Genomic DNA, 7,070 nt, shown 5'->3' with positions numbered 1-7,070 from the left:
TCCCACCCGCCCGCGCCGTCCGGATCAAGCGTGTCGAGCGCGACCACGGCGTCCGCGCCCGCCTCTTTCGCCCGGGCCAGCCCCGCGGCCGAGCGGGCCGCCGCGACGACCCGGCGCGCGCCCGCGATCCTGGCCAGCTGCACCGCCGCCTGCCCGACCACGCCGCCCGCGCCCAGCACGAGCACCTGCTCCCCCGCCGCCAGCTCACCGCGCCAGGTCAGCGCCAGGTACGCGGCCACCGCCGACAGCCCGAGCGCCGCCACGGCGACCGGATCGGCCCCGGCGGGCAACTCGACCAGGTCCTCGGCCCGCGCCAGGGCCAGCTCGGCCATGCTGCCGTCCCCCGGCGCCATCCCGGCCGGGGTCGGGAACCACACGAGCCGCCCGCCCACCGTGCCGACGCCCTGGACGCCGGGCACGTAGGGCAGGGCGGGCGCGCCGAAGTAGGACGTACCGCTCGCGCAGAGCAGGTCCAGCGGGGTGATCGGCGCGGCGAGGACCCGCACCTGCTCCCAGCCGGGGTCCGGCGCGGGGTCGGGGCGGCCGGCCAGGACGGGCGGCCGCCCGCAGGTCTCGATCAGGGCGGCACGCATCAGGTGGCGATGTCCGGATACGGCAGGGTGTGGTGGGACAGCCGCTGGGCGTATTCGAGCTGGAACCCCAGCGGCTCGGCGTAGTCGCGCTCGAACATCGCGATGAACAGCGTCAGCGTGAGGAACGGATGCGCCCCCAGCTCGAACAGCTTCGGGTAGTCGTGGGCGGCCAGCGCCTCGCGCTCGATGTCGTCGAAGCGCAGCCAGGTGGACGACTCGCCGGAATGGCTGCCGAGTATCCGGTTGGCGTACTCGGACTCCCACCACTCCACCGTGGCCCGCGGCTCCTCGCGGTAGCGTTCGACCAGCTCAGGGTCTCGATCGACGGTGAACAGGAACTTGTTCAGCAGATATTTGCTCACGCGCGGCCGCCTCCGTCCGGGTACCAGGTGAAGTACGCCTCCATGGTGTGGAACAGGTCGTAGGTGTCCACGTAGTCGGCCTTGCGGCCCTCCCCCGCGACCCCCATCATCAGCATGAAGTCCATGAACCCGTGGGTGGCGTTGCCCGGGCTCCACAGGCTGTCGAGCGTGACCTCCGACAGGCAGCCCTCCAGGTCCCCGGTGGAGATCCACTCCACGGCCCTGCGGTCGAACTCGGGGTCGGGGCCGTGCGGCCCGAACTGGCGCGGCCCGCCGAGCTCCAGCGACAGGTGCCCGGTGCCGATGACCGCCACCCGCTGCTCGCCCGGCCAGGACTCCACGAGCTCGCGGATCGCCTCGCCCAGCTGGACGAACCGCTTGGGGCGCGGCAGCGGCGGGGCGAAGATGTTGGTGTAGACGGGCACGATCGGCAGGTCGTTCTGCGGGCGCAGCGTGATGATCGGGCACGTGATCGAGTGGTCGATCCGCAGCTCGTTGGAGAAGGCCAGGTCGAAGCCCAGGTCCAGGCCGCCGCGCAGGAGGTGGGAGGAGAGGTCCTCGTCCCCTTTCAGCAGCAGGCGGGGCAGGCCGAACTCGCGCTCCTCGTTGTAGAAGTTCGCGTCGTAGAAGGGCGCCTTGCCGACCAGGAACTGCGGCATGTTGTCCAGCCAGAGCTGGTGGAAGTGGTCGGAGCCGACCATGACCAGCACGTCGGGCCTGGCCCTGGTGAGGGTCTCGCGGAACGCCTCGACCTTGCGCACCCATTCGTCGGCGAACGGTGGCCGGTCCTCGCCCGTGGCGGTGGAGGCGCGGTAGTAGAAGGGATGGTGGGTGGATGCGATGACCGCGACGAGCTCAGCCATGCGAACCTCCATCTGGGTACGGCTCGGGGGGAATGGACCGGTTGTTCAGGTCCACGGACAGGAAGATCTCGTTGGCCACCGGCCGCCGCAGCTCCTCGGCGAGCTGCCCGATCAGCCCGGCGGTCCTGGCCAGCAGGGCGAAGGCGCGCAGCAGCTCCAGCGGCAGGCCCAGGTCGGCCAGCGCGGCCCCGCACACCCCGGCGCCGTTGAGCGGCAGGGTCCGGCCCAGCACCTGCGGGTGCACGCGGCCGATCGCGGCGAACACCGACAGGTGCGGCCCGTACAGTCCCTCAGCGGCCGCGATCTCGAACAGGCGCGGCGTGCGCGGATCGCCGTCCTTGTGCACGTGGTGGCCCAGGCCGGGGATGAGCTTGCGCTCCTCGCGCCGGGCACGGACGGTCTCCAGGGCGAGGGCGTCCCAGCCGGCGTCGTCGGCGGGCAGCGGCTCGCCGTGTGCGCGCAGCACGTCGTGGAGGAAGCGGCCGCAGTCCTCGGTGACGCCGAGGAAGCGCGACCCGCCGCCGAGCAGCCCGGCCGCCAGCGCACCCTGTACGGAGTCCGGCGCCGACAGGTACGTCAGCCGCGTCACGATGGCGGTCGGCGTGAACCCGTGATCGGCGAGCGCGGCCAGGACCGCCTCGAACACGCGGATCTCGCCGGGGGCCGGGCGGCGCTGCGCGGCCAGCCAGAACGCCAGCTCGCCGAAGCCCACCTGGCCCATCACGTCTTCGGCCAGGTCATGCCCGAGCAGGGTGATCGTCTTGAGCGACGACGCCCCGAGCGCCGTGGGGTAGTCGCGTTCGGTCACGCCCGCTCCTCCTCGTCCGGCGCGGCCAGCCACTTGCGCAGCTCCGCACCGTGCTCGTCGAGCTCCGGTGGCGGCAGCGTATAGCGGACCGGCGTCTCGGAGAACCGGATCGGGTGCCGCGTGCTGGGCACCGCCCGCTCGCCCTCCCCGACCTCGACGACGGGGTCCAGCCCGAACCGCTCCGCCATGGCGAAGCCGCCGTCGATCGTGTTGATCGGCCCGCTCGGCACCCCCGCCTCGACCAGCAGCTCGAACCACTCGACCGCCCCGCGCGTGGCCAGCCGACCGACCAGGATCGGCCGCAGCTCCTCGCGGCGCGCGGTGCGGTCGGCGTTGCGGGCGAAGCGCGGGTCGTCGGCGATCTCGGGGATGCCGAGCACCTCGCACAGCTTGCGGAACTGGCCGTCGTTCGCGGCGGTGACGATGAGGTCGTTGTCGGCGGTCGGCAGCGGCTCGTACGGGAACACGCTCGGATGCGCGTTGCCCATCCGGTAGGGCACGACGCCCCCCGCCACGTACGCGGAGCTGTGGTTGACCAGCCCCGTGAGCGCCGACGACAGCAGGTTGACCTCGACGTGCTGCCCCTGCCCGGTGGCCTCGCGGTGGCGCAGCGCGGCGAGGATGCCGATGACGGCGTGGTTGCCGGCCATCACGTCGAACACCGAGATCCCGGCCCGGTACGGCGGCCCGTCCTGGTCCCCGGTCAGGCTCATCAGCCCCGACATGGCCTGCACCATCAGGTCGTAACCGGGCACCCGGGCCCCGGCTCCCGATCCGAAGCCGCTGATGGAGGCGTACACGATGCCGGGGTTGGCGGCCTGGACGGCGGCGTAGCCGAGGCCGTACTTGTCCAGCCCGCCCGGCCGGAAGTTCTCGATCAGCACGTCCGCGCGGCGGGCCAGCTCCCTGGCGGCCGTCGCGTCGCCGTCGTCCCGCAGGTCGAGCGCGATCGACCGCTTGCCGCGGTTGACCCCGAGATAGTACGTCGACACCTCGCCCCGCACGGGCGGCATCCAGCCACGGGTGTCGTCCCCGCCGGGCCCCTCTACCTTGACGACGTCGGCGCCCAGGTCGGCCAGCAGCATCGTGGCGTACGGCCCGGCCAGGACCCTGGAGAAGTCGGCCACCAGCACCCCGGACAGCGGCCCGCCTCTCGCCGGCCCGTCCGATGCGGTGTCGCTTGTCATCCGGCCTCCTCGACCATTCACCAGACGGACGTTTGTCCGTAGTCGCGAGTCTGGCACATTCGCCTGTGATCAAGCCAGGGGATCGCGCACCCTTGACAGCGGCCCCGGCGATCGTAGAGTTACGGCGAACAGAATGACCGTGCAGCGGACAACCGTTCGGCATGTGCCACCCTGCGCCGTGAGGAGTCCTGACGATGAGCGAGCGGACCGAGTTCGAGGCCGGACGCCCCCTGGTGCTGCGCGGTGGCACCGTGCTGCCCATGGACGGCAGGCGGGTGCTGCCCCGCGCCGACGTCCTCGTCAGCGGGGACCGGATCACCGCCGTCGGCCCCGAGCTGGCGGTGCCCGAGGGCACCGCCGAGATCGACGCGTCGGGCGGCATCATCGTGCCCGGCATGATCGACACCCACCGGCACATGTGGCAGACCGTGCTGCGCGGCTACGGCGCCGACTGGACGCTCACCCAGTACTTCGTCTGGTTCTACCTGGAGCACGGCAAGCGGTTCCGGCCCGAGGACGTGCACGCGGGCAACACCCTGGCCGCGATCGAGGCGCTGGACGCCGGCGTCACGACCGTCGTGGACTGGTCGCACGGCCTGCGGACCGTGGAGCACGCCGACGCCGCCGCCGACGCGCTGCAAGGAGTGCCGGGCCGGTACGTGCTCGCGTACGGCAACATCCAGCAGCCGCCCGCCGAGTGGACGAGCGCGCCGGAGTTCCGCGACTTCGTCCGCCGCCGGGTCACCGACAACGACCTGCTCGGCTTCCAGCTCGCCTTCGACGTGCTCGGCGACCCGTCCTTCCCCGAGCGGCCCGCCTTCGAGGCCGCCCGCGAACTCGGCGCGACGGTCACCACCCACGCCGGCGTGTGGGGCGCGACCGGCGACGACGGCATCCGGCTGATGTACGAGCACGGCTTCATGACCCCCGGCACGATCTACGTGCACGCCGCCTCGCTGTCGGCCGACTCCTACCACCGCATCGCGGCCACCGGCGGCTCCATCTCGGTCTCGACGGAGAGCGAGCAGAGCGCCGGGCAGGGCTACCCGCCCACGTGGGCCATCCGCTCCCACGGCATCCCGGTCTCGCTGTCCATGGACACCAGCGTCTGGTGGAGCGGCGACCTGTTCTCCGCCATGCGGGCCACCCTCGGCGCCGACCGCTCCCGCGAGCACCTGGAGGCGCACGCCAAGGGCGACACCGTCACCCACTGCGCCCTGCGCGCCGACCAGGTCGTGGACTGGGCCACCCGGGGCGGCGCGCAGGCGATCGGCCGCGACGACCTGGGCACGATCGAGCCGGGCAAGAAGGCCGACCTCGTGCTCATCAAGAACGACGCGTCCCCGGTGTCGTTCCCGCTGCTCAACCCGTTCGGTCACGTGGCGTTCCAGGCGCAGCGCGGCGACGTGCACACCGTCCTGGTCGACGGGCGGGTGGTCAAGCACGAGCATCGCCTGGTCGGCATCGACCTGGCCGCCGCCCGCGCGCAGGCCGGCCGCACCATCGACTACCTGCGCGGAGAGATGGGCGAGGAGGCCTGGGAGAAGGGCATGAACCCCGACATCCCCGCCTCTAAGGTGCTCGACAACCCATACACGTACACGGACTACCGAAGCGACTCCACGCACCGCCTCTGACGATCAGCCGGTCACTGTCCGATGTGTGACAGAACCCTCCGCCCTTATTGACAGCCCTTCCGCCGCGAGAGAGCTTGACCGGGGGACGCCTCCGGGGTGGGTAGAGCAGGCGTCGCCTTTCCAAGGGGTGGGGTCCGATGACGTTTGCCGTGTCCTTGACCAATGCTGCCTTCATGGCGGCGAACCCGCACAACTCATACGAGATCGGGACGGGTGACTTCACCGTCGAAGCCTGGGTCCGCGGCACCGGGGCCGGGACGGTGATCGGCCGCAAGGGGGCCGACGGAGGGACGGGGCGCGGCGGGTTCCTGCTGGTCATCCAGCCGCAGGGGATCGTCAAGTTCGCCACCGACGGCGGCACCACCTTCTGGGAGGCGGTGACGGCCGGCCGGACGGCGGTGAGCGACGGCTACTGGCACCACCTGGCCGCGGTGCGGCGGGCCGGGGCCCTGGAGATCTACGTGGACGGGGCCGCCCAGCAGGTGACCGCCCGCGGCTCGGGCACGTCGCCGCTGAACGTGTCCAACCAGCGGCGCATCACGGTCGGCGCGGTCGACCAGACGCAGGAGCAGTACCGCTTCTTCACCGGCACGATCGGCGCGGTCGCCTTCTGGTCGGCGGCGCGCACGCCGCAGCAGGTCGCCTCGGACCTGCGGACCGTGCCGGCGGCCACGGAGGGGACGCTGCTCGGCTACTGGGGCTTCGACCTCGGCGACGGCTCCGACCGCTCCCGGCAGGGCAACGCGATGACGCCCAGCGGCGCGGGCGCGACGTTCACCAGCCCGGGCGCGCCCGTCACCAAGGGCGACTTCACGGCGGTGCTCGCCGGCGGCGGCTACCTGGCCGCGCCGCCCACCAGCGGCTACGTGCTGCAGGGGTCGGACTTCACGGTCGAGGCCTGGGTCCGCACGGCCGCCCCGGGCGGGTCGGGGACGGTCGTGGGCTATAAGGGCACCGACGGCGGGCCGCAGCAGGGCGGGTACTTACTCGTCGTCCGGCCGGACGGGACGATCAAGCTGGCCACCGACGACGGCCGGACGTTCCGCGAAGTGGTCACGGTGCCGACGGCCGTCAACGACACGCGCTGGCACCACGTGGCCGCCGTGCGCCGGCAGGCCATGCTGACGATCTATCTCGACGGCGCGGAGGTGCGCGGCACGCTGGGCGGGCCCGGCGCGGGGGCGCTGCCGATCTCCGCCACCCGGCGGCTGCTGATCGGCATGGTCGATCAGGCGCAGGAGCAGTACCGGTCCTTCACGGGGTCGGTGGACGAGGTCAAGCTGTGGCGCGTCGCGCGGTCGGCGGCGCAGGTGCTGACCGACATGTACGCGGAGCCGCGGCCCGACGAGCCGGGGCTGCTGGGCTACTGGCCGTTCTCGTACCAGAGCGGGCACGACCTGTCGAGCACCGGCAACACCGCCGTGGTCACCGGAGATGTCACGTTCCAGACGCCGGGCGCCAAGGGGGACCACGCGCTGTCGCTGTCGGGCGGCGCCTTCCTGTCGGCGCCGGCCCACCCGATGTACGCGATCGGCACCGGCGACTTCACCGCCGAGGCGTGGATCCGCACGACCGCCGGCGGCTCCGGGACCGTCATCGCGCGCAAGGGCAGCGAGGGCG

General features: G+C 72.4%; 7 protein-coding genes. 2 read left to right on the top strand and 5 right to left on the bottom strand.

The window, feature by feature from the left end; genetic code table 11:
- The 5 genes from ETD85_RS58730 to ETD85_RS58710 form a co-directional block, all read right to left on the bottom strand.
- Nucleotides 1–593 (bottom strand): zinc-binding dehydrogenase (locus ETD85_RS58730; protein WP_138698492.1); only part of this gene is annotated, 593 nt, incomplete at its 3' end.
- Nucleotides 593–955, bottom strand: coding sequence for a hypothetical protein (locus ETD85_RS58725; RefSeq protein ID WP_138698491.1), 363 nt, complete (start codon nucleotides 953–955; stop codon nucleotides 593–595). The genes ETD85_RS58725 and ETD85_RS58730, both read right to left, overlap by 1 nt.
- The gene (locus ETD85_RS58720; protein WP_138698490.1) at nucleotides 952–1,818 is read right to left on the bottom strand and encodes a DODA-type extradiol aromatic ring-opening family dioxygenase; all 867 of its coding nucleotides are present in this window, start codon (nucleotides 1,816–1,818) and stop codon (nucleotides 952–954) included. Before ETD85_RS58720 ends, ETD85_RS58725 begins: the two co-directional genes overlap by 4 nt.
- Complete coding sequence (locus tag ETD85_RS58715; RefSeq protein WP_138698489.1) at nucleotides 1,811–2,626, bottom strand: citryl-CoA lyase; 816 nt, start codon at nucleotides 2,624–2,626, stop codon at nucleotides 1,811–1,813. Before ETD85_RS58715 ends, ETD85_RS58720 begins: the two co-directional genes overlap by 8 nt.
- A complete protein-coding gene (locus ETD85_RS58710; protein WP_138698488.1) occupies nucleotides 2,623–3,813 on the bottom strand; it encodes a CaiB/BaiF CoA transferase family protein in 1,191 nt (396 codons plus the stop codon). Before ETD85_RS58710 ends, ETD85_RS58715 begins: the two co-directional genes overlap by 4 nt.
- 194 nt (nucleotides 3,814–4,007) lie before the next feature.
- Here ETD85_RS58710 and ETD85_RS58705 point away from each other — a divergent pair, with 194 nt between their 5' ends.
- Nucleotides 4,008–5,450: an amidohydrolase family protein gene (locus tag ETD85_RS58705; RefSeq protein ID WP_138698487.1), complete on the top strand. Its 1,443-nt coding sequence runs from the start codon at nucleotides 4,008–4,010 to the stop codon at nucleotides 5,448–5,450.
- 173 nt (nucleotides 5,451–5,623) lie between these two features.
- On the top strand, nucleotides 5,624–7,070 hold a 1,447-nt coding region (locus tag ETD85_RS58700; protein WP_170247435.1), incomplete at its 3' end, for a LamG domain-containing protein.

The organism is Nonomuraea zeae, assembly GCF_005889725.1.
Lineage (GTDB): Bacteria > Actinomycetota > Actinomycetes > Streptosporangiales > Streptosporangiaceae > Nonomuraea > Nonomuraea zeae.
This window is presented reverse-complemented; position numbering and strand designations above follow the sequence as displayed.